This window comes from Sphingomonas arabinosi (assembly GCF_036663715.1).
Taxonomy (GTDB): Bacteria; Pseudomonadota; Alphaproteobacteria; order Sphingomonadales; family Sphingomonadaceae; genus Sphingomonas.
In genome coordinates this window covers 243192-264497 of sequence record NZ_JAXOJN010000006.1, presented here as the reverse complement: position 1 = coordinate 264497, position 21306 = coordinate 243192, and the positions used below count along the sequence as shown (strand labels likewise).

At 66.0% G+C, this 21306-nt stretch carries 20 protein-coding genes and 1 other RNA gene; 17 read left to right on the top strand and 4 right to left on the bottom strand.

The features are described 5' to 3' along the window. The first annotated feature begins 129 nt into the window (after positions 1-129). The 11 genes from U1708_RS12465 (at position 130) to U1708_RS12415 (ending at position 10990) form a co-directional block, all read left to right on the top strand. Entirely contained in the window at positions 130-888 is a 759-nt protein-coding gene (locus U1708_RS12465; protein WP_332746151.1) for a DUF448 domain-containing protein, read from the top strand. Beyond that, positions 885-3740, top strand: a complete 2856-nt coding sequence (gene infB, locus U1708_RS12460; RefSeq protein ID WP_332746149.1) for a translation initiation factor IF-2 — start codon at positions 885-887, stop codon at positions 3738-3740. Before U1708_RS12465 ends, infB begins: the two co-directional genes overlap by 4 nt. Before the next feature lie 127 nt (positions 3741-3867). After that, positions 3868-4257 (top strand): 30S ribosome-binding factor RbfA, encoded by a 390-nt coding sequence (gene rbfA / locus U1708_RS12455; RefSeq protein ID WP_121904291.1) that lies wholly within the window; start codon positions 3868-3870, stop codon positions 4255-4257. A 31-nt stretch (positions 4258-4288) separates the two neighbouring features. Further along, the gene (locus tag U1708_RS12450; RefSeq protein ID WP_332746147.1) at positions 4289-4558 is read left to right on the top strand and encodes an AbrB/MazE/SpoVT family DNA-binding domain-containing protein; all 270 of its coding nucleotides are present in this window, start codon (positions 4289-4291) and stop codon (positions 4556-4558) included. After that, complete coding sequence (locus tag U1708_RS12445) at positions 4555-4944, top strand: type II toxin-antitoxin system VapC family toxin (protein ID WP_332746144.1); 390 nt, start codon at positions 4555-4557, stop codon at positions 4942-4944. Before U1708_RS12450 ends, U1708_RS12445 begins: the two co-directional genes overlap by 4 nt. Next, a complete protein-coding gene (locus U1708_RS12440) occupies positions 4944-5519 on the top strand; it encodes a thymidine kinase (protein WP_332746142.1) in 576 nt (191 codons plus the stop codon). Before U1708_RS12445 ends, U1708_RS12440 begins: the two co-directional genes overlap by 1 nt. 112 nt (positions 5520-5631) lie before the next feature. After that, a complete protein-coding gene (gene truB, locus U1708_RS12435; protein ID WP_332746139.1) occupies positions 5632-6657 on the top strand; it encodes a tRNA pseudouridine(55) synthase TruB in 1026 nt (341 codons plus the stop codon). A gap of 18 nt (positions 6658-6675) precedes the next feature. Continuing rightward, a complete protein-coding gene (rpsO, locus tag U1708_RS12430; protein WP_307089093.1) occupies positions 6676-6945 on the top strand; it encodes a 30S ribosomal protein S15 in 270 nt (89 codons plus the stop codon). Between the two features lie 247 nt (positions 6946-7192). Further along, the gene (pnp, locus tag U1708_RS12425) at positions 7193-9622 is read left to right on the top strand and encodes a polyribonucleotide nucleotidyltransferase (protein WP_332746136.1); all 2430 of its coding nucleotides are present in this window, start codon (positions 7193-7195) and stop codon (positions 9620-9622) included. Positions 9623-9760: 138 nt separating this feature from the next. Beyond that, positions 9761-10120, top strand: a complete 360-nt coding sequence (locus U1708_RS12420; protein WP_332746134.1) for a response regulator — start codon at positions 9761-9763, stop codon at positions 10118-10120. A 210-nt stretch (positions 10121-10330) separates the two neighbouring features. After that, on the top strand, positions 10331-10990 hold the full coding sequence (locus U1708_RS12415) for a hypothetical protein (RefSeq protein WP_332746132.1): 660 nt from the start codon (positions 10331-10333) through the stop codon (positions 10988-10990). A gap of 60 nt (positions 10991-11050) precedes the next feature. Here U1708_RS12415 and ssrA read toward each other — a convergent pair. Continuing rightward, positions 11051-11406, bottom strand: a transfer-messenger RNA (tmRNA) gene (gene ssrA, locus U1708_RS12410). A 101-nt stretch (positions 11407-11507) separates the two neighbouring features. Here ssrA and U1708_RS12405 point away from each other — a divergent pair. Beyond that, positions 11508-11939 carry an RrF2 family transcriptional regulator gene (locus U1708_RS12405; RefSeq protein ID WP_060526568.1) on the top strand — a complete coding sequence of 144 codons (432 nt, stop codon included), beginning with the start codon at positions 11508-11510 and terminating at the stop codon, positions 11937-11939. Positions 11940-12087: 148 nt separating this feature from the next. Here the strand turns inward: U1708_RS12405 and mscL are convergent, their stop codons facing one another. Then, positions 12088-12558 carry a large conductance mechanosensitive channel protein MscL gene (mscL, locus tag U1708_RS12400; protein WP_332746128.1) on the bottom strand — a complete coding sequence of 157 codons (471 nt, stop codon included), beginning with the start codon at positions 12556-12558 and terminating at the stop codon, positions 12088-12090. Between the two features lie 104 nt (positions 12559-12662). Here mscL and U1708_RS12395 point away from each other — a divergent pair, with 104 nt between their 5' ends. The 4 genes from U1708_RS12395 to U1708_RS12380 are packed head-to-tail and all read left to right on the top strand — an operon-like array spanning position 12663 to position 15285. After that, a complete protein-coding gene (locus tag U1708_RS12395; RefSeq protein WP_332746126.1) occupies positions 12663-13259 on the top strand; it encodes a LemA family protein in 597 nt (198 codons plus the stop codon). 10 nt (positions 13260-13269) lie between these two features. After that, positions 13270-14118, top strand: a complete 849-nt coding sequence (locus U1708_RS12390; protein WP_332746124.1) for a TPM domain-containing protein — start codon at positions 13270-13272, stop codon at positions 14116-14118. Position 14119: 1 nt separating this feature from the next. Beyond that, a complete protein-coding gene (locus U1708_RS12385; protein ID WP_332746122.1) occupies positions 14120-14785 on the top strand; it encodes a TPM domain-containing protein in 666 nt (221 codons plus the stop codon). Then, positions 14782-15285, top strand: coding sequence for an NUDIX hydrolase (locus U1708_RS12380; RefSeq protein WP_332746120.1), 504 nt, complete (start codon positions 14782-14784; stop codon positions 15283-15285). Before U1708_RS12385 ends, U1708_RS12380 begins: the two co-directional genes overlap by 4 nt. A gap of 129 nt (positions 15286-15414) precedes the next feature. Here the strand turns inward: U1708_RS12380 and U1708_RS12375 are convergent, their stop codons facing one another. Together U1708_RS12375 and hrpB are read right to left on the bottom strand one after the other, a co-directional pair. Further along, positions 15415-15696: an ETC complex I subunit gene (locus tag U1708_RS12375; RefSeq protein ID WP_187503982.1), complete on the bottom strand. Its 282-nt coding sequence runs from the start codon at positions 15694-15696 to the stop codon at positions 15415-15417. A 9-nt stretch (positions 15697-15705) separates the two neighbouring features. Further along, complete coding sequence (gene hrpB / locus U1708_RS12370; protein WP_332746118.1) at positions 15706-18234, bottom strand: ATP-dependent helicase HrpB; 2529 nt, start codon at positions 18232-18234, stop codon at positions 15706-15708. A gap of 525 nt (positions 18235-18759) precedes the next feature. On the opposite strand from hrpB, the gene U1708_RS12365 reads away from it, so the two are divergent. Then, positions 18760-21279, top strand: coding sequence for a penicillin-binding protein 1A (locus U1708_RS12365; protein ID WP_332746116.1), 2520 nt, complete (start codon positions 18760-18762; stop codon positions 21277-21279). Positions 21280-21306 lie beyond the last annotated feature (27 nt).

The window sequence follows — 21306 nt, the reverse complement described above, 5'->3', positions numbered from 1 at the left end:
GGCGCTATCGACACTACTCCTTCCTCCCCTCCCGCAGGCGGGAGGGGACCGAGGGGTGGGCGCCCGGCTTCCGGTAAAGCCAAGGGCGGCAATGGGGGTGAGCGCGAGCCCACCCCTAGCCCCTCCCGCATGCGGGAGGGGGATGACGATATGCCCGTTCGCAAGTGCATTCTTTCGGGTGAGCGCGACGTCAGGCCGCATCTGGTGCGACTCGCGTTGTCGCCGGACGGTCAAATTCTGCCCGACGTTCGCGCCAAGGCTCCAGGTCGCGGCGCGTGGATCGGGGTGACTCGGGTCGAACTCGAAGCCGCGATCAAGAAGGGCAAGCTCAAGGGCGCTCTTTCGCGCGCGTTCAAGACCGGCGAGTTCACCATCGATCCCGAGCTTCCAGCCAAGATCGAATCCGCGCTGGAACGTAACGCGCTCGACCGGCTCGGGCTCGAATCGCGCTCGGGGACGGTGTTGATCGGCTCCGACCGGATCGAGCAGAACGCGCGGCAGGGGAAGCTGAAGACGCTGTATCATGCGTCCGATGCTGCCGAGGATGGCAACCGCAAGCTCGACCAAGCCTGGCGCATCGGCAACGATGAAGAAGGCTCGGGTTTGCGGGGGTTGGCACTCCCTGTGTCGCGCACCATATTGGCATTGGCGCTGGGGCGGGAAAATGTGGTACACATTGGCCTGACCGACCGCGCTGCAGCAAAGCGGGTGAGCGAAGCGCTCGACCGTTGGCTGCATTTTATCGGCCCCGAACCTTCTTCCGTGTCTTGCGAAACGGCCTCGCAGGGCGCATCGGCGTCACCACAAAATGGGGCGCCACCGATACAACAGGCGTCCGGATCGACCGGAACACGCCCGGCCGTGGACATGACTGAGGAATTTGAGTGAGCGACACGGACAACGAGAAGCCGAAACTTGGCATGCGCGCACCTTTGGGTGTGAAGCGCACGGTCGAGACCGGCCAGGTGAAGCAGAGCTTCAGCCACGGCCGATCGAATACGGTGATCGTGGAAACCAAGCGTGCGCGCGTCCTGCGCCGTCCGGGCGAGCCCGACGTGCAGGTTGCGGACGCCCCGGTTGCCGCGCCCGCCCCGGCCGCGGCGCCCGCCGCTCCGACACCACAGGCGCGCGCACCGCAGCCTGCGCCCGCCCCCGTGCGTCAGCAGCAGAGCAATCTGTCGCCGCAGGAGCGTCAGGCCAAGCTGCTCCGCGAGGCCGAAGAGCAGCGCATGAACACGCTGGAAGAAGGCCGTCGTCGGCAGGAAGCCGAGCGCGCGAAGGCGATCGAGGACGAGCGTAACCGCGTCGCCGATCGTGCGCGTGCCGAGGCTGAAGCCAAGGCGCCCGCGCCGAAGCCAGTCGAGGCCCCTGCGCCTGCGCCCGCACCAGCCCCGGCGGTCGAAGCGGCTCCCGCTCCGGTCGAAGCACCGACGCCAGCGCCTGCGCCGGCTCCGGTCGAAGCGCCTGTAGCCGCGGCGCCCGCCCCGGCTCCGGTCGCTGCACCAAAGCCTGCGCCCGCGCCGGTCGCGGCGGCTCCTGCACCGGCTCCCAAGCCTGTGCCGGCCCCTGTCGCACCGCCGGCACCGCCGCCCATTCTGGAACTGACCCGCGATCCGGCGTTCCCGGCACCGCGCCGGTTCTCGCCGGTCGCGCGTCCAGAGCGCCCTCCGCCGCCGCCAAAGCCTGTCGCAGCACCTGCTGTCGCAGCGCCAGCAACGACGGGCAACGCCGGCACGACCGCCGCTCGCCCTGGTGCGACCGGTGCGAATGCTCCGGCCGGTGGCGTCCGTCGCGATGCCGTCCCGGCGCGTCCGCAGCAGCGTGACCGCAAGGGCGACGATCGTCGCACCTCGGGCAAGCTCACCGTCAACCGCGCGCTCGGCGATGGTGATGGCGCACGCGCTCGCTCGCTCGCCGCACTGAAGCGTGCACGTGAGAAGGAGCGTCGTGGTACCGGTGGTCCGCGCGAGGCGCAGGCCAAGCAGATCCGCGACGTCGTCGTTCCAGAGGCGATCACGGTCCAGGAACTCGCCAACCGCATGGCCGAGAAGGGTGCCGACCTCGTCAAGGCGCTGTTCAAGATGGGCATGCCCGTCACGATGACGCAGACGATCGACCAGGATACCGCCGAGTTGCTCGTCACCGAGTTCGGCCACAACCTGACGCGCGTCAGCGATGTCGACCAGGATCTGGCCAACGACACGATCGACGATGCCGAGGAGACGCTGCGCCCACGTGCCCCGGTCGTCACGATCATGGGTCACGTCGATCACGGCAAGACGTCGCTGCTCGATGCCCTGCGCGGCACCGACGTGGTGCGCGGCGAAGCGGGTGGCATCACCCAGCATATCGGCGCGTACCAGGTCACGCTGAAGGACAAGTCGAAGATCACCTTCCTCGACACCCCGGGCCATGAGGCGTTCACGCAGATGCGTGCGCGTGGCGCGGACGTCACCGACATCGTCATTCTGGTGGTGGCGGCGGACGACGGCCTGATGCCGCAGACGGTGGAGGCGATCGCCCACACCAAGGCGGCGGGCGTGCCGATGATCGTCGCGATCAACAAGATCGACAAGGAAGGCGCCAATGCCCAGAAGGTGCGCGAGCGCCTGCTGAGCGAGGAGATCGTGGTCGAGGACATGGGCGGCGACGTCCAGGACGTCGAAGTCTCCGCGACCAAGAAAATCGGTCTCGATGCGCTGATCGAGAAGATCCAGCTTCAGGCCGAACTGCTCGAACTGCGCGCCAATCCGGATCGCGCGGCCGAGGGTACGGTGATCGAGGCCAAGCTCGACAAGGGCCGTGGTCCGGTCGCGACGATCCTCGTCAACCGCGGTACGCTGCGGGTCGGCGACATCTTCGTGGTCGGCGGCGAGAGCGGCAAGGTCCGCGCGCTGGTCGACGACAAGGGCAAGCAGATCAAGGAAGCGGGTCCGGCGATGCCGGTCGAGGTCCTCGGTCTGTCGGGTGTCCCGCAGGCGGGCGATCCGTTCCAGGTCGTCGAGAACGAGGCACGAGCCCGCGAAGTCGCGGAATATCGTCGCAGCGTGAAGACCGACAAGCGGACGGCTTCGGTTCCTGCCAGCCTCGAGAGCATGTTCTCGGCGCTGAAGGAAAAGCAGGCGATCGAATATCCGCTGGTCGTGAAGGCGGATACGCAAGGCACGGTCGAGGCGATCGTCGGGGCGATCAACAAGATCTCCACCGATCTGATCAAGGCGCGCGTGCTGAGCTCGGGCGTTGGCGGCATCACCGAGTCGGACGTCACCCTGGCGGCCGCTTCGGGCGCACCGATCATCGGCTTCAACGTTCGTCCGAACGCCAAGGCACGCGAGATCGCCGAGCGCCAGAAGGTCGCGTTCAAGTACTACGACGTGATCTACGACTTGATCGACGAGATTCGGGCGGGGATGGCCGGCGAGCTTGGGCCGGAAGCGTTCGAGACGGTGGTCGGTCGTGCCGATATCCGCGAGGTCTTCTCGGCGGGCAAGCACGGCAAGGCGGCAGGTCTGCTCGTTACCGAGGGCAACATCCGCAAAGCACTCAAGGCGCGCATCACGCGCAACGACGTCATCATCTACCAGGGCGAAATCGCATCGCTGCGTCGCTTCAAGGATGATGTCGCCGAGGTCCGTGCGGGGCTGGAGTGCGGCGTGACGTTCACGTCGAACTTCGTCGACATCAAGGCCGGCGACGTCCTCGAGACGTTCGAAGTCGAGATGCGCGAACGCACTTTGTAACTTACTGCTCCCCCTCCCGCTCGCGGGAGGGGGCTGGGGGGTGGGCACCCGCCATCCACGGCACGATACGCTGAGGCCGGGCGCCCACCCCCGGCCCCTCCCGCAGGCGGGAGGGGAGTTAAAGATTATGAAAACCGATACCCCAGAAGCAAAGGCCGTCCGCTCGTTGCGAGTCGGCGAACAGGCGCGTCATGCGCTGTCGGACATCCTCGCGCGCGGCGACGTCCACGATCCCGTGCTCGAGAAGCACCTCGTGACGATCACCGAGGTCCGCATGTCCCCCGACCTCCGCCACGCCACCGTCTTCGTGAAGCCGTTGCTCGGCAAGGACGAGGAGAAGGTGCTGAAGGCGCTGCGGACCAACACCGCCTACCTCCAGCGCGAGGTCGCGAACCGGGTGCAGATGCGGTATGCCGCCAAGTTGAAGTTCCTGGCGGACGAGAGCTTCGACGAGGGTACCCATATCGATACGCTGCTGCGTGACCCGCACATCGCGCGGGATCTCACGGAAGATTGACTTCAAGCTTGGTAAGACGCATCTTACCTCGATGAATTTTCAAACTAAAATGTCGGAAAAGGGCCAAGTCGTCATCCCCAAGGATGTGCGCGATTCGCTTGGCTTGAACCCCGGTCAGCAGTTCGACGTCCTGCAAACGGGTGGCGACATTGTATTGCGACCAACGGGTAGGACGACTGGAAAAAGCGTTGCGGAGGTGATGACCGACCTGCGTGCGCGCGTTCGGTACGAGGGGCCGGCCATTCCTGTCGACCAATTGAGCTGGTCGCCTGATTTCGACGAGGACGGTCGTTCGGCGTGAAAGCCGTCGACACCAATATTCTCGCGCGTTTCATCCTTGCGGACGACGAGCGTCAGTCTGCGATGGCGTCCGACATACTGAGCGCACCAGTCTGGGTCGGCCTGACCGTCTGGCTCGAACTCGGGTGGGTGCTGTCGACGCGCGCCGCGCTCGGTCGTGCGATGGTGGCCGATGCGATTGAAACGCTGCTCCAGTTGGGGACTATCCATACCGCGGATCGCGATGGTCTGGCCTGGGCGGTCACGCGATACCGAGCGGGGGCAGATTGGGCCGATATGATTCATCTCGTTTCAGCTCGGTCGGTCGCGGACGGCTTCGTGACGTTCGATCGCGGGATCGCGACCTATGCCGTGCAATCGCCCCTACCTGTCGAGACGCTGATCTGATGGCCAAGCTGTATTTCTACTACGCCTCGATGAACGCGGGGAAGTCGACGAACCTGTTGCAGGCGGACTTCAACTACCGCGAGCGGGGGATGCGGACGATGCTGTTCACGGCGGCGATCGACGATCGGTTCGCGGCGGGGACGATCACATCGCGGATCGGGCTGGAGGCGCCGGCGATCGCGTTCGATGCGGGGACGGATATCGGGGCTTGCGTGGTTCGGCAGCACGGCGCGGACGCGATTTCGTGCGTGCTGGTGGATGAGGCGCAGTTTCTGACTTCCGCGCAGGTCGATCAGCTTGCGCATATCTGCGACGTGGTTGGGATTCCGGTGCTGGCGTATGGCTTGCGGACTGATTTCCAGGGGGCGCTGTTTCCGGGGTCGGCGCGGTTGCTGGCGCTGGCGGACTCTTTGGTGGAGATCAAATCGGTGTGCGGATGTGGGCGCAAGGCTACGATGAACCTGCGGGTCGATGGGAGCGGGCGGGCGATCGCCGAGGGGCAGCAGACCGAGATTGGTGGGAACGACCGCTATGTCGCGCTGTGTCGGCGGCATTTTTGTGAGGCTTTGGGCTGAACCTTGCTCCCCTCCCCGTTCGTGCTGAGCGAAGTCGAAGCACCTTTGCCCCGTGTCCTTCGACTTCGCTCAGGACGAACGGGGGGACACCAATATTCTAGGACTGACGCGCATGCATGGCTGGATCATTCTCGACAAGCCGCTGGGGCTGGGGTCGACACAGGGGGTTTCGGCGGTGAAGCGTGCGTTGCGAAGCGGCGGGTATGGGAAGTTCAAGGTGGGGCATGGGGGGACGCTCGACCCGCTGGCTACCGGCGTTCTGCCGATCGCCGTTGGGGAGGCGACCAAGCTTGCCGGGCGGATGCTCGATAGCGACAAGATTTATGATTTTACGGTGATGTTCGGGATGCAGACCGATACGCTGGATGCGGAGGGGGTGCCGGTGGCTACCTCTGACGTGCGACCGACGATGGCGGCTGTCGAGGCGGTGCTTGCGCAGTTCACAGGGCCAATCTCCCAGGTGCCGCCTGCTTACTCCGCGCTGAAGGTGGATGGAGAGCGGGCTTATGATCTGGCGCGGGCCGGGCATGAGGTGGTGCTCGCGAGCCGGAATGTGACGATCCACAGCTTGAGATCCTCCCCGGCACGGGGAGGGGGACCAGCGCAGCTGGTGGAGGGGGGCTTCCGCGAGCGTTCCGCTGGTGACGCGCCCCCCTCCACCACCGTCCAAGCGGACGGCGGTCCCCCTCCCCGTTCCGGGGAGGAATTGCAGCCCACCCTGCCCCACGCCCCGCTCGAAGAGGTCACGCTTACCGCGCATGTCTCGAAGGGCACCTACATCCGCTCTCTCGCGCGCGACATCGCGATCGCGCTCGGCACCGTCGGCCACGTCACGATGCTCCGCCGTACCAAGGCCGGTCCGTTCGACCTCTCGCAGGCGATATCGCTGGACAAACTGGACGAACTCGCTAGAGGCAACGCGCTTGAAGATGTACTTCTGCCCTTGAGGGTGGCGCTGGACGACATCCCGGCTCTCTCCCTCACCCCCGACCAGGCAGGGGCGCTCCGACAGGGGCGTATCTTGGCCGGGATCGCCGCAGACGATGGCCAATACTTCGCCGAACTGGACGCTGTCCCGGTCGCGCTGGTCGAGGTCGAGGACGGAGACGTCCGGGTCGTTCGCGGTTTCAATCTGTGATGTCGAGGACATGAATTCATGACGATTACCGCTGAACGCAAGACCGAGCTCGTCAAGGAGCATTCGCGCGCCGAGGGCGATACCGGTTCGCCGGAAGTCCAAGTCTCGATCCTGACCGAGCGCATCAAGAACCTGACCGAGCACTTCAAGGCCCACAAGAAGGACAACCACTCGCGTCGTGGTCTTCTCATGATGGTCAACAAGCGCCGGACGCTGCTGGATTATCTCCGTCACAAGGACGGCCAGCGCTACCTGGATCTGATCGCGAAGCTCGGTCTCCGCAAGTAACCAAGTAACCAGAGGGGCGGCCGAAAGGTCGCCCCTTTTGGCATTATGGCAAAAAGAATTTAAACTGGCGGCGCGCGCGACAAGCAGCGTACCCCAATTGGGCCCCGGCCTTCGCCGGGGTGGAATTTAGGGAGAGGCAATTCGGCCGATCCCTTTAGGAGCGACAACTCGCTCCACACCGCCGCGGGCCGGCTAAGCCCGCACATAGGCCCCAAACGCATCTGGCGTTTGGAGTGAAGGAAAAAGAATGTTCGATACCAAGACCGTAAGCGCCCAGTGGGGCGGCAAGACGCTGACGCTCGAAACCGGCCGCGTTGCGCGCCAGGCCAACGGCGCAGTGCTCGCCACCCTCGGAGAGACCGTCGTTCTGTGCGCCGTGACGGCTGCACGGACCGTCAAGGAAGGGCAGGATTTCTTCCCGCTCACCGTCCATTACCAGGAGAAGTTCTCCGCGAGCGGCCGCATCCCCGGCGGCTTCTTCAAGCGTGAGCGCGGCGCGACCGAAAAGGAGACGCTGACCAGCCGTCTCATCGATCGTCCGATCCGTCCCCTCTTCCCCGAGGGTTTCTACAACGAGATCAACGTGATCTGCCAGGTTCTGTCGTATGACGGCGAGAACGAGCCGGACGTCCTTGCGATGGTCGCAGCCTCCGCAGCGCTGACGATCTCGGGCGTGCCGTTCATGGGCCCGATCGGCGCAGCACGCGTCGGCTACGTCGATGGCGCCTACATCCTCAACCCGACGCTGGAAGAAGCCAAGGCTGGCGATCTCGACCTCGTCGTCGCCGCCACCGGCCAGGCCGTGATGATGGTCGAATCGGAAGCCAAGGAGCTTTCGGAAGAGATCATGCTCGGTGCCGTGCAGTTCGCCCACAAGGCCTGCCGCGAAGCCGCCAACCTGATCATCGATCTGGCCGAGATGGCCGCCAAGGATCCTTGGGAAATGGCCGAGCAGGCTGATCTCTCGACCGCCAAGGACAAGCTGAAGAAGCTGATCGGCAAGGACATTGCGGCCGCCTACAAGGTGACCGACAAGTCCAAGCGTTCGGACCTGCTGAACGCGGCGCGTGCGAAGGGCAAGACCGCATTCGCCGATGCCTCGCCGCAGGACCAGATGGCAGCCGGCAAACTGATGAAGAAGCTGGAGGCGGAGATCGTCCGCGGCGCCATCCTGAAGGACGGCACCCGCATCGACGGCCGCACCACCACGCAGATCCGTCCGATCGAGGCGATGGTGCATTTCCTCCCGCGCACGCATGGTTCGGCGCTGTTCACGCGCGGCGAGACGCAGTCGATCTGCACCACCACGCTCGGCACGCGCGATGCTGAGCAGATGATCGACGGCCTGAACGGGCTTTCGTACGAAAACTTCATGCTGCACTACAACTTCCCGCCCTACTCGGTCGGTGAAGTCGGTCGCTTCGGGGCGCCGGGTCGTCGCGAAGTCGGCCACGGCAAGCTCGCCTGGCGCGCGCTGCATCCCGTGCTGCCGTCGAAGGAAGACTTCCCGTACACGATCCGCGTCCTGTCGGACATCACGGAGAGCAACGGCTCGTCGTCGATGGCGACGGTCTGCGGTGGTTCGCTGAGCATGATGGATGCGGGCGTTCCGCTGAAGCGTCCGGTGTCGGGCATCGCGATGGGCCTGATCCTCGAGGGCAAGAACTTCGCGGTTCTGTCGGACATCCTGGGCGACGAGGATCACCTCGGCGACATGGACTTCAAGGTCGCGGGCACGTCCGAGGGCATCACCACGATGCAGATGGACATCAAGATCGCCGGCATCACCGAGGAGATCATGGGCAAGGCACTGGCGCAGGCCAAGGAAGGCCGCGCGCACATCTTGGGCGAAATGGCCAAGGCGCTCGACCACACCCGTGAGGAACTCAGCGCCCACGCACCGCGCATCGAGAGCTTCCAGATCGACAAGTCGAAGATCCGTGAAGTCATCGGCACCGGCGGCAAGGTGATCCGCGAGATCGTCGCGCAGACCGGCGCCAAGGTCGACATCGACGACGAGGGCGTGATCAAGGTGTCGTCGTCCGACCCCGCGCAGATCGAAGCCGCGATCAAGTGGATCAAGGGCCTCGTCGAGGAAGCCGAAGTCGGCAAGGTCTATGACGGCAAGGTCGTCAACCTGGTCGATTTCGGTGCGTTCGTGAACTTCATGGGTGGCAAGGACGGTCTCGTCCACGTGTCCGAAATCAAGAACGAGCGAGTCGAGAAGGTCAGCGATGCCCTGAGCGAAGGCCAGGAGGTCAAGGTCAAGGTTCTCGAGATCGATCCGCGCGGCAAGGTGCGCCTGTCGATGCGCGTCGTCGACCAGACGACCGGCGAAGAGCTGGAGGACACGCGTCCTGCACGTGAGCCCCGTGAGGGTGGCGATCGTGGTCCGCGCGGTCCGCGTCGTGATGGCGATGGCGGTCGTGATGCCGGCAACGGCGGTGGTCGTGATGGCGGCGGTCGTGGTCCGCGCGGCGAAGGCGGCGGCGGTGACCGCGGCTCGCGTGGTCCGCGTCGTGACGGCGACGGCGGCCGTGACGCAGGCGGCAACGGCGGTGGCCGTGGCCCGCGTCGTGACGGCGGCGGCAACGGCGGTGGCGAGCGTGCTGCACGCACCGATGGCGACAAGGCTCCCGAGTTCGCGCCGGCGTTCCTGACGGGCGATCGCGACTAAGCCTTTGCTGCATATGGCAATCGATGGAGGGGCTCGGGAAACCGGGCCCCTTTTTCATGAAGGGCTCGCTTCGCCCCGTTTAGTTAAGGAAGACGATTAATATCGGAACGGAGTAGCATGCCGGATGTTCGAACCGCCATGGTCGCTATTTCCAAGTCCGTGATTCTCGTCGTCGACGACGATGCCCTGGTTCGGGTCCATTCCAACCTCGCGCTGGAGGATGCCGGCTACGAAGTCGTAGAAGCCAGCAATGCGGCCGACGCTTTGGTGAAGCTCGAGGAGCGTCCCGACATCTCAGCCTTGTTCACCGACGTCCGCATGCCGGGAATACTAAACGGCATCGACCTGGCCAAATTGGTGCATGCACAACGCCCGGATATCGCGATCCTCGTCACCTCGGGCGCCGACAATGGTACGACCGACGCACTGCCAAAGGCAGCCCGGTTCGTACAGAAACCCTATACGGGCGCACAACTGAGCAGGCTTCTCCAACTCTGAACGGCGACGGTTAGGAACACTAACCTACGATATCGCACCGACTATTCTCGGTAAGCCTCTACACATCATAAACGTTGCCGCTCGGCTCTATTAGGATCATCCTCCCTGATCTGAGGATCGACTCGCGGGGGCGGCATGATGGCAACGCAGGACATTACGAAGCCACTGCGAAGCAACGTCGTCGCAAGCGAGCGCCGTTTCTTTCTTGGCATGGCGATAGCGATAGCGGTTACGGTCATCTTCGGATTCACGCTGAACGCCGCGCGGATGCACTGGACGTTTCTCGAACTGCCGGCCCAAGTCCACTTGCACGCCGCCGTGTTCTCTGCGTGGATCATACTCTACGTCATGCAGAACTGGCTGATCGTCCGTGGCTCGATCACGCGACATCGTCAACTTGGCATGCTCGGCGCGGCTATCGCGGTATCGATGGTCGTGCTCGGCATCGTCACTACGGTCGCGGCGGTCGAGCAACACCGGGTACCGCCCTTTTTCCCGCCGGGCGTTTTTCTCGTGCTCGACGTGCTGGGGATCGTCGGCTTCGGTATCCTGACGGCGTGGGCGATCGTACTGCGAAAGCAGGCAGCGTGGCATAAGCGCCTGATGCTGTGTGGGACGATCCTGATCATGTCGCCCGCGCTCGGGCGGATCCTGCCCTTGCCGTCGCTGGGCGAGTTCGCACCGCTCGCGGTGTTCGCGTCGATGGCGGTGTTCGTCATCGCGGGGATGATCTACGACCTGCGCCTGCACGGGAGAATCCATCCGGCCTATTATTGGGGTGGTGGCGTGCTGGTCGTCGCGAATGGTCTGGTAGGGCCGCTCGGCTTCAGTCCGCCGGTGCTGCGGTTGGTCGAACGCCTAGCCGCTTGATCGAGGGCGCATGATCCAGAGAGTGGGGAGCTTCTGTTGCTCGGTGCCCCCCGTACCGCCGGTTTCCACTTCTGTTGCCCGGTGTGGCCCGAACCGCGCTTTCGTCCGTATAACTTAGGTCGTTAGACCGTCAGTTATGCGGCAATTGCGAGTGCTTCGTTATCGTTGGCACTTGTGTATGGGCCGTTGCGGTGGTCCCATTCCGAGCGAAACATAGCGTCGTTGAACACACGTCGATCCTAGTTCGACCCCGTCATCGTCCCCCTCTTGCGAAGAGGGCGGTGGTGGAGTCGCCGGGTACTGCCCCCGGGTCCGCTGTGTCTATGACACGCCACGGTTTATCGCCATAGCCGCCAAGAGAAGATTCCCCCGACGGCATGCCCGATATAGGCGCGCCGCAACGCGATGAAAAGCCCGAGCCCCGATGGTTTTTTATCGAGAAACGTCAGTGCCGTAGCATGCGGCATGCCAAACCGCCTTCCGCTCGCCACAAAGCGCGTGCATAGCAACCTGCATTATGTTGACGCAGCGCTCCCGCTACGCGCTTCGCGCGATGATCTTCCTTGGCGGTGCCCCCGCCGGTGGCCCGCCCATCCCGATGACGCGCATCGCCGCCGAGGCGAACGTGCCGCGGAAATTCCTCGAGCTGATCCTCGCCGACCTGCGCGAGTCCGGCCTGTTGCACAGCCATCGCGGCAAAATGGGCGGCTATCGCCTGTCGCGCCCGAGCCACCTGATTTCGCTCGGCGAGATCATCCGGATTATCGAGGGGCCGCTGGCGCTCGTGCCGTGCGTGAGCCGGACTGCTTACCGGCCATGCCTCGACTGCAAGAGCGAGGCGGATTGCGCGATCCGCTATGCGATGATGCGCGTGCGAGACGAGACCGCGCGGATCCTCGACGGGACGAGCCTGGCGGACGCCAACGCCGAGGATCTGGTGGCGGCGTGACCCTGTCCTTCTCCCCTCGGGGAGAAGGTGGCGCGGCAGCGCCGGATGAGGGGGCGTTGGGATCCCGTCCCGAGCCTCAAGCCCCTCACCCTTCCGTCGCCTACGGCTCCTCCCTCCCTCTCCCCACAGGGGAGAGGGAGGGAGGCGATCACCCTCTCGCCTTCAGTTCGTCACGGATCTCACGCAACAGCGCGATCTCAACAGGTTCTGGTGCAGGCGCGACTGGGGTGGCTTCTTCCTCGCGCTTCAACCGCGCAGTCTCCCGCTCGATCAGCGCCGCCGTCCGGTTCACCACCCGCAGGATCATGAAGATGATACCTGCAACGATCACGAAATTGACCAACTGCGTCGCGAACGCGCCGTACCCGAGCAACGGCACGCCGGCCTTCTTCAACGCCGCGTAATCGCTCAGCGAGCCCGCATAATTCGCCGGCACCGCCCCCATCCGCCAGAAATAGCTCGAAAAATCGAGCCCGCCGAAGATCTTGCCGATCACCGGCATCAGCACGTCGTCGGTCAGCGACGTGACGATCTTGCCGAACGCCGCGCCGATGATCACCGCGATGGCGAGATCGAGCACGTTGCCGCGCATGATGAACGCTTTGAACTCTTTGAGCATCTACGCCCCTCTCTGTTGCAAGCCCAAGGCTAACCACCGATTTCGGTTTCGCCAACCCTGCCGACTGTCCTATGAGGGTGACACAGGTATTCAGGAGAGCCCCGATGTCACGTACCCCAATCGTCCGCGGTACCGCCGCGATCCTGCTCGCATCGGCACTGGCCGGGTGCGGGATCAACAGCGTTCCGACCGCAGAGGAAAACGCCAAGGCGCGCTGGGCTGACGTCCAGAACAACTATCAGCGTCGCGCCGACCTGATCCCCAACCTCGTCGCGACGGTGAAGGCGGCCGGCGCGCAGGAGAAGGATATTCTCGTCGAGGTGACGCAGGCGCGCTCGGCTGCGAACTCGGTGCAGGTTTCGGCCGCCGATCTGTCCGATCCGGCGAAGATGGAGCAGTATCAACGCGTCCAGGGTGCCGTCGGCGTATCGCTGCAACGTTTGCAGGAGGCGTATCCCGAGCTGAAGAGCCAGGGCAACTATACCACGCTGATGAGCCAGCTGGAGGGCACCGAGAACCGCATCACGATCGCCCGACGCGATTACAACGGCGCAGTGCAGGACTATAACACCAAGATCCGTACCTTCCCCGACGCGGTCGGCGCGAAGATCTTCTACGGTGCCAAGCCGATGGTGCCGTTCGCGGCGACCACGCCCGGTGCGGAAACCGCGCCGACGGTAAACTTCGGCAACGCGAGCTGATCGGGGCATTATGCTCCGCCACCTCCTGACGCTGGCGTTCGCGGTGCTGCTAGGAAGCAGCGCCGCTAGTGCTCAGACGCTTCCCAAGTTCACCGGCTTCGTCGTGGATGCTGCGAACGTGATCCCGCCCGATCAGGAAGCGGCGCTGACCAAGCGGCTCGACGACCTGCAAAAAACGACCGGCAACCAACTGGTCGTCGCGACCGTGCCCGATCTCGACGGCTATCCGATCGAGGATTACGGCAATGCGCTGATCCGGAGCTGGGGCGTCGGGCTGAAGGATGCGAACAACGGCGCGATCCTGCTGGTCGCGCCGAACGACCGGAAGGTGCGGATCGAGGTCGGCTACGGGCTCGAACCGGTACTGACCGACGCGTTCTCGAGCGTCGTCATCAACCAGCAGATCCTGCCGCGCTTCAAGGCAGGGGATATCCCCGGCGGGATCGTCGCGGGGACGAACGCGGTGGCGGACCAGCTCGCGCTGCCCGATGCGGAGGCACGCGCGAAGGTTACGGCGGCGGCAGCGGAGTATGACAAGACGCATCGTCGCTCGAATTCGGGTGGCGGCGGCGTGCCGATCGGGCTGATCTTCTTCGGGATCGTGCTGGCGGCGATCGTCATTCCGATGATCTCGCGGCGCGCGGGTGGAAAGCATTATGTCGATGGCGGCAGCCGCGGCGGTGGCAGCGGTGCCTTGCCGATCGTGCTGTGGAGCATCGCCGACGCGATGACCCGTGGTGGCGGCGGCGGCGGTGGCTTCGGCGGCGGCGGCGATAGCGGCGGTGGCTGGGGCGGCGGTGGCTTCGGTGGCGGCGGCGGTGGATCCGGCGGCGGCGGCGGCGCATCGGGGAGTTGGTGACATGCGGCTGAGCGAAACCGATCACGACCGCGTCACCGCGGCCGTGACGCAGGCGGAAACCGCGACGACCGGCGAGATCGTCACGATCGTCGCGCGGCAGTCGGATGCGTATCACGACGTCTCGATGCACTGGGCGGTGCTGGCGATGCTGCTGACGCTGGCGCTGCTCGCGTTTCACCCGGTCGCGGCCGACCAAATCTATGCGCTGGTCGATCCCTGGCAGGCGGCACCGCAGGGTGCGCTGTACGTGGTCGCGCTGATGCTGGTGACTTTGGTGTTTCTGGCGGTGCGGCTGGTGTTGGCGGCGACGTCGGTGCGGGTGGCGCTGACGCCGGGTGCGACCAAGGCGCGACGCGTGCGGCGGCGGGCCTTGCTGCTGTTCCGTGCGGGGGCCGAGAAGCGCACCAAGGGCTCGACCGGCGTGCTGCTGTACCTGTCGCTCGCCGAACACCGCGCGGAGATCATCGCCGACGACGCGATCCACTCGCGCGTGCCGAACGAAACCTGGGGCGCGGCGATGGCGGCGGTGCTCGCCGGCGTCCGCGACGATCGTCCCGCCGACGGCATGGCGGACGCAGTCGCGCAGATCGGAGCGGTGCTCGCCGAACATTTCCCGAGAACCGGTGCGCCGGTCAACGAACTTCCCGACAGGCTGATCGAACTATGAGCAAGACCGTATGGGCCGGCAAATTCCTGACCGTGCAGACCGAAGGCACGTGGGAGTTCGCCGCACGCCAAGGCCAGATCGCGGCGGCGGTGATCGTCGCGATCGACGATGGCGACGTGATCCTGGTGGAGCAGTTCCGCGTACCGCTGGGCCGCGCGTGCCTGGAGCTGCCGGCCGGCCTGGTCGGTGACGAAACCGCGGGCGAGAGCGTCGCGGTGGCGGCCGGGCGCGAACTGGAGGAGGAAACCGGCTACCGCGCGGACGCGATCGAGGATCTGGGGGTGTTCTATTCGTCGCCGGGAATGACGTCGGAATGCTTCACGCTGGTGCGCGCTACCGGGCTGACGAAGGTCGGCGATGGCGGCGGCGACAGCGACGAGAACATCACCGTGCACCGGGTGCCGCTGGCGGATGTGCCGGCGTTCGTCGCGGAGAAGAGAGCGGCGGGCGTGGCGATCGATACCAAGATGCTGCTGATCCTGGCAGGGTCGATCCTTTAGCACTGCCCCGGGCCGTCATCCTGGGCTTGACCCAGGATCCAGAGCCACGGGCGTCCATGCCTGTAACTCTGGATCCCAGCTTTCGCTGGGATGACGATAAGAAACATACGCGCAGCGTGCGCGGTCGGCTTACTTGAAGTTATCCGCGTAGCTCTGCAGCTTCAGCGTCTTCTGCGGCGCCGGGACGACGGTGTAGCCGAAGCCTTCCCGCTCGCAATGCGCGATCGCTGCTTCGGCGGTCGGGAACAGCAGGCGCACCTGGTCGCGGGTGTCGCCGCTGCCGGCCCAGCCGGTGAGTGGGTCGGGGCGTTTCGGCTCTGAGGGTTCGAATTCGAGCTGCCAGGCGTCGGTCCGGTGCTTGCCGGACTGCATGGCGTTCTTGGGGCGCTGGAAGATACGGGCGGTTGGCATGAGACCCCCTTATCGCGAACCGGCGGCCCTTGCATCCGCCTTTTTCGTGCGCAGCGTCGCGGATGCCACCGCGGGGTCGTCGGGCCAGGGATGCTTGGGGTAGCGCCCGCGCATTTCCTTCGCCACCGCGGTCCAGCTGCCCGCCCAGAAACCGGGGAGGTCCCGGGTCGTCTGGATCGGGCGACCGGCCGGGGAGGTGAGGCTGAGGACCAGCGGCACGCGCGCCTCGCCGATCGTCGGATGGATGGCGAGACCGAACAGCGCCTGGACGCGAAGTTCGACGCGAGGGCCGCCTTCGGCTGCGTAGTCGATCGCGTGCGTGCTGCCGGCGGGGCTGGTGAAATTGGGCGGGGCGAGCCGGTTGATGGTCTGCATCGCGTCCCAGCCGAGCACGTTGCGAAGCGCTTCGGCGAGCGCGCCGGGGGCGATCGCGTCGAGGCGGCGCTTTCCGGCGAGCAGGGGTGCGAGCCATTCGTCGGCGCGGTCGAGCAGGGTCGCGTCGTCGAGCGGTACGCCGGCATAGGCGGCACGGTCGCGCAGCGCTTGGGCGCCGTCGCTCCACGGGAGCAGCGCGAGGCCGTGCTCGCGGACACCTTCGATGAGCGCGGCGAGGATCGCGTCGGGGTCGGCGCCGCTGTCGGGGCCGCTGGAGAGCCGGATCGCGCCGAGGCGGCGTTCTCGGAGGGCCTGGATGCCGCCGGTTGTGTGGTCGAACGTCACGGTGCGGCGGGATTCGATGCGGTCGGCGAAGAGGGTTTCCACCGTGGCTTGGTCGATCGCTACCGCGGAGAGGATGCGCGCGCCGGCGGCGGACCCTTGCGTGTCGGCGACGGCGAGCCATTCGGAGCGGGCGAGCGGCGAGGTCGGGTCGAGCTTGAACCCACGGCCGCCGACCGAGGCCCAGGTTTCGCCCGACGCATCGCGGCGGCGCGCGACGCGGTCCGGGAAGCCGAGCGCGACGCACACTTCTGCCCCCCCGCCCGCAAGCGGGAGGGGGTTGGGGGGTGGGCGCCCGGTCTCGACGTCGCGCGACGAGGATGGCGCGAGCCCACCCCCCAGCCCCCTCCCGCTTGCGGGAGGGGGGGCAAGTTTCGCCCACCTATCCGCCATTGCGCGTGCCGCTTGCGCCTTTGGTCCGCGTTCGGTTTTCCAATGGCGGAGGCGGGTTTCGAGGTCGACGTCCTGGCCGCCTATGCCGCGTTCGCCGAGCAGGACTGCGATTTGGGCTGCCACCGACGCCAGGCCGCGCTCCCCCGCCCTTAGCAGCATGTGCGCAAGTCTCGGCGGCATCGGCAGCTTGGCTATCGCGCGGCCGTGCGGGGTTGGGCGGCCATCCTCGACCGCCTCCAGCGTCGTCAGCCGCGCCATCGCCTCGTCGATAGCCGCGGCGGGGGGCGGGTCGATCCATCGGAGGTCGCGCGGATCGCCGACACCCCATAGTGCGCACGCGAGCACCAGAGCAGACAGGTCCGCCTCTAGGATCTCGGGCGGATCGTAGCGCGGCAGGCCGGCGGTCGCGGCTTCTTCCCACAAGCGATACGCTATGCCGGGCCCGAGGCGCGCCGCACGGCCGGCACGCTGGATCACGGCGGCCTGGCTCGCGCGTTCGGTGACCAGCCGCGTCATCCCCGCCGCGCGGTCGTAGCGCGGGCGTCTCGCCAGCCCCGAGTCGACGACGATGCGGATGCCGTCGAGCGTCAGGCTGGTCTCGGCGATGCTGGTAGCGAGCACGACCTTCCGCCGACCATCGGGTTCGGGGAGGATCGCGGCACGCTGCGCTGCGGGGTCGAGGCTGCCGTGGAGTTCGTGGAGGATGATGTCGTCCGGCAAATTGGCGAGGCGGTCGGCGGTCCGTTCGATCTCCGCGACGCCGGGAAGGAAGGCGAGCACGCCGCCATCCGCTTCGCCGAGCGCGCGGCGGATGGCGGTGGCGACTGAATCCTCGATCCGCAGTTCGGCTTGGCGGCCGATGTGGCGGAGGGTGAGTGGATAGCTGCGGCCTTCGCTTTCGATGACGGGGGCGTCGTCCATCAGGGCGGCGAACCTCGCACCGTCGAGCGTTGCCGACATCGCGACGATGCGGAGGTCCGGGCGGAAGCCGGCCTGCACGTCGAGCGCCAGCGCGAGGCCGAAATCACCGTCGAGGCTGCGTTCGTGGACTTCGTCGAACAGGACGGCGGAGACGCCGGCGAGTTCCGGGTCGGCTTGGATACGGGCGACGAAGATGCCTTCCGTGATGACCGTGACGCGGGTCGCGGCGGAGCGCTTACTGTCCATGCGGGTGGCGTAGCCGAAGGTCTGGCCGACGGGCTCGCCTGCGGTCGAGGCCATGCGTTCGGCGGCGGCGCGGGCGGCGAGGCGACGCGGGGAGAGGAGCAGGATCTCGCCGATGCACCAAGGTTCGGTGAGGAGAGCCGGGGCGACTGCGGTGGTCTTGCCTGCGCCTGGAGGAGCGACGAGGACCGCCGAAGTGCGCTCGCGCAGGGTTGCGAGGAAGTCGGGGAGTACGGTGAGGATCGGGAGCGGCGGCGGGGTCATCGGGGCCTGCTGCCACAGTGAAGGTTTGGGTGACAGGCTTTGTGAATGCGCGTGCGTGTCGTTCCGGCGTCGATCAGCACCTTAACTTCGCGATCCTCCCCCGCCAGGGGGAGGTGGCTGGCGCTTGCCAGACGGAGGGGGCGGTAAGCGACGACCTCGGCCCCCTGTCCTCCCCCTCCGTCACCTTCGGTGCCCCCCCCCCCTGGCGGGGGAGGATCGTTGGGTTGGGCAGACGTCGATGGGCTCTTTGCCATCAATCTAACCGAAAGCCGCACCACCTCACCAAAACCACCTCCCCGGCGAAGGCCGGGGTCCAGTTGGGAAACGTTGCTGACGACGGTTGCGCGCCATTGCTAGGACCTTTCCAACTGGGCCCCGGCCTTCGCCGGGGAGGTGCACTTTCTCTGATAGACGATACCCGCCGCATAAATCCCGTGAGATCATGTGCAAAGGCGGGCGCCCACCCCCCATCGCACCGAAGGCTGGCAAGCGTCCCCGAACCTGCTAGATGCGGCGGCAGTAATCATGGCGTCCGATCCCTCCCCCAACTCGACGACGGCGACAGGCCGCACCAGCGACCGGCTACGCGGCGGGTTCGCGCGCGCCTGGTCGAGCCGTTGGACCAAGGCGGCGCTGGCGCTTGCCGTACTCGGCGTGGTCGCGATCTTCGCGTTCTGGTTCGCGGTCATGCGCGACCTGCCATCCGTGGATACGCTGCGCACCTACGAGCCACCGCTGCCGACCAACGTCCGCGGGATCGATGGCGCGCCGATCCACAGCTACGCGCGGGAACGTCGCGTCGAGCTGAGCTATGCCGAATATCCGCCGCTGCTGGTGAAGGCGTTCCTCGCCGCCGAGGACAAGTCGTTCTTCGAGCATCACGGCGTCGATTATCCCGGTCTCGCCGGCGCTGTGTACGACTATGTGACCAAGCTCGGCACCGGCAAGCGCGCCAAGGGCGGCTCGACCATCACGCAGCAGGTCGCGAAGAACCTGTTGATCGGCAACGCCTATTCGCCGTCGCGTAAGCTGCGCGAGGCGGTGCTGGCGTACAAGATCGAGGATACGCTCACCAAGCCGCAGATCCTCGAGCTGTACCTCAACCAGATCGCGCTCGGGCGTAACGCGTTCGGCGTCGAGGCGGCAAGCCATGCGTATTTCGACAAGGAACTCGACCAGCTCGATCTCGCGCAGATGGCGTATCTCGCGATCCTGCCCAAGGGGCCGTCGAACTACGATCCGGTGCGCAATACCGAGCGCGCGATGATCCGGCGCAACTACGTGCTGAACCGGATGGTCGACAACGGCTTCATCACACCCGCGCAGCGCGATCAGGCGAACGCCGAGCCGCTCGGCGCGGTACTGCGCCGAACACCGAAGTTCGAGAGCGTGGGCGGGTATTTCGTCGAGGAAGTCCGCCGCCAGCTGATGGCGAAGTTCGGCGAGAACGCAAAGGACGGCCCCTACAGCGTCTATTCGGGCGGGCTGTGGGTGCGGACGTCGTTCGACGCGAAATTGCAGGAACTGGCGCAGCAGGCGTTGCGCGACGGGCTGGTCCGGTTCGACAGCGGACGCGGCTGGAACGGGCCCATTCGCCATGTCGAGATCGAAGACGACAACTGGCTCCAGCCGTTGCTGAACAGCAATATCGCGCTGGATTACCGCGATTGGATCGCGGCGATCGTCACCGGCAAGGACGGCAATACCTGGAACCTCGGCTTCCGCACCGGCAAGACCGGCACGCTGCCGCGCTATGCGGCGCAGATGGCGGTCCGCGGCAAGGGCGGCAACGCGTTCGGCGCGATCGAGGTCGGCGACATCATCGCGGTGGCGCCCGAAGGCGGCCAGTTCGCGCTTCGGGCGATCCCGAAGGTCTCGGGCGCGTTCGTCGTCGAAGAGCCGGCTTCGGGCCGCGTGCTGGCGATGCAGGGCGGCTTCGACGACCGGTTGCAGGCGTTCAACCGCGCGACTCAGGCGATGCGCCAGCCGGGCTCCACCATCAAGCCGATCGTCTATTCGGCCGCGCTCGATAACGGCATGACACCTGCCTCGATCATCGTCGACGGGCCGTTCTGCGTCTATCAGGGCGCGCGCCTCGGGCAGAAATGCTTCCGCAACTTCGGCAATTCGCGCGGCGCCGGGCCGCATACGATGCGCTGGGGCATCGAGCAGTCGCGCAACCTGATGACGGTGCGGACGGCCGCGCAGACCGGCATGCCCAAGGTCGTCGCGACCATCAAGAAGATGGGCGTCGGCGATTACTCCCCCTACCTCTCGTTCGCGCTCGGAGCCGGCGAGACGACCGTGGGGCGGATGGTCAACGCGTATTCGATCCTCGCGAACAACGGCAAGGGCGGCCCGCCGTCGCTGATCGACTTCGTCCAGGATCGTCACGGGAAAGTGATCTGGCCGGAGAATTGGCGCCCCTGCGATCGCTGCAACGCGCCCGACTGGGACGGCAAGGCGATGCCCCGCCCGGTCACGCGCCAGCGCCAGGTGCTGAACGCGATGACGGCGTACCAGATGGTCCACATCACCGAGGGCGTCGTCCAGCGCGGCACCGCGGTGACGCTGCGCGATCTCGACCGACCGATGTTCGGCAAGACCGGCACCAACAATGGCCCGACCGACGTTTGGTTCATCGGCGGCACGCCGCAGTTCGTCGGCGGGCTGTATATCGGCTTCGATACGCCGCGGAATTTAGGTGGAGCCGCGCAGGGCGGGACGCTGGCCGCGCCGATCTTCAAGCAGTTCGCAGTGAAGGCCTACGAAGGTCTGCCCAAGCTGCCGTTCCGCGCGCCGCCGGGTATTCGCATGGTCCGGATCGATCGCGGGAGTGGCCGCCCGGTCTATGGCACGTGGCCGAACACCGACGATCCGAAGCCCGCGGTGATCTGGGAAGCGTTCAAGCCCGAGAGCGAACCGCGCCGTGCCGCTCGACGTTCCGACGCCCCCCCGGCTGCGGCGACGACCACGACCGTGGTGAAGAAGGCCGAAGCCCCACGCGACAGCGATTTCTTGCAAAGACAAGGCGGAATCTACTAGCGCGCTTATATAGACGCCATCCCGGCG

What these genes read in the sequence shown, in the direction of transcription:
- U1708_RS12415 (WP_332746132.1), top strand. Translation starts at nt 10,331, where the DNA reads ATGGCGATAGCGATAGCGGTTACGGTCATCTTCGGATTCACGCTGAAC.
- U1708_RS12395 (WP_332746126.1), top strand. Translation starts at nt 12,663, where the DNA reads ATGTCACGTACCCCAATCGTCCGCGGTACCGCCGCGATCCTGCTCGCA.
- rbfA (WP_121904291.1), top strand. Translation starts at nt 3,868, where the DNA reads ATGAAAACCGATACCCCAGAAGCAAAGGCCGTCCGCTCGTTGCGAGTC.
- mscL (WP_332746128.1), bottom strand. Translation starts at nt 12,558, where the DNA reads ATGCTCAAAGAGTTCAAAGCGTTCATCATGCGCGGCAACGTGCTCGAT.
- U1708_RS12380 (WP_332746120.1), top strand. Translation starts at nt 14,782, where the DNA reads ATGAGCAAGACCGTATGGGCCGGCAAATTCCTGACCGTGCAGACCGAA.
- U1708_RS12405 (WP_060526568.1), top strand. Translation starts at nt 11,508, where the DNA reads ATGTTGACGCAGCGCTCCCGCTACGCGCTTCGCGCGATGATCTTCCTT.
- hrpB (WP_332746118.1), bottom strand. Translation starts at nt 18,234, where the DNA reads ATGACCCCGCCGCCGCTCCCGATCCTCACCGTACTCCCCGACTTCCTC.
- rpsO (WP_307089093.1), top strand. Translation starts at nt 6,676, where the DNA reads ATGACGATTACCGCTGAACGCAAGACCGAGCTCGTCAAGGAGCATTCG.
- U1708_RS12420 (WP_332746134.1), top strand. Translation starts at nt 9,761, where the DNA reads ATGGTCGCTATTTCCAAGTCCGTGATTCTCGTCGTCGACGACGATGCC.
- U1708_RS12365 (WP_332746116.1), top strand. Translation starts at nt 18,760, where the DNA reads ATGGCGTCCGATCCCTCCCCCAACTCGACGACGGCGACAGGCCGCACC.
- U1708_RS12390 (WP_332746124.1), top strand. Translation starts at nt 13,270, where the DNA reads ATGCTCCGCCACCTCCTGACGCTGGCGTTCGCGGTGCTGCTAGGAAGC.
- U1708_RS12385 (WP_332746122.1), top strand. Translation starts at nt 14,120, where the DNA reads ATGCGGCTGAGCGAAACCGATCACGACCGCGTCACCGCGGCCGTGACG.
- truB (WP_332746139.1), top strand. Translation starts at nt 5,632, where the DNA reads ATGCATGGCTGGATCATTCTCGACAAGCCGCTGGGGCTGGGGTCGACA.
- U1708_RS12375 (WP_187503982.1), bottom strand. Translation starts at nt 15,696, where the DNA reads ATGCCAACCGCCCGTATCTTCCAGCGCCCCAAGAACGCCATGCAGTCC.
- U1708_RS12450 (WP_332746147.1), top strand. Translation starts at nt 4,289, where the DNA reads ATGAATTTTCAAACTAAAATGTCGGAAAAGGGCCAAGTCGTCATCCCC.
- U1708_RS12440 (WP_332746142.1), top strand. Translation starts at nt 4,944, where the DNA reads ATGGCCAAGCTGTATTTCTACTACGCCTCGATGAACGCGGGGAAGTCG.
- pnp (WP_332746136.1), top strand. Translation starts at nt 7,193, where the DNA reads ATGTTCGATACCAAGACCGTAAGCGCCCAGTGGGGCGGCAAGACGCTG.
- U1708_RS12465 (WP_332746151.1), top strand. Translation starts at nt 130, where the DNA reads ATGCGGGAGGGGGATGACGATATGCCCGTTCGCAAGTGCATTCTTTCG.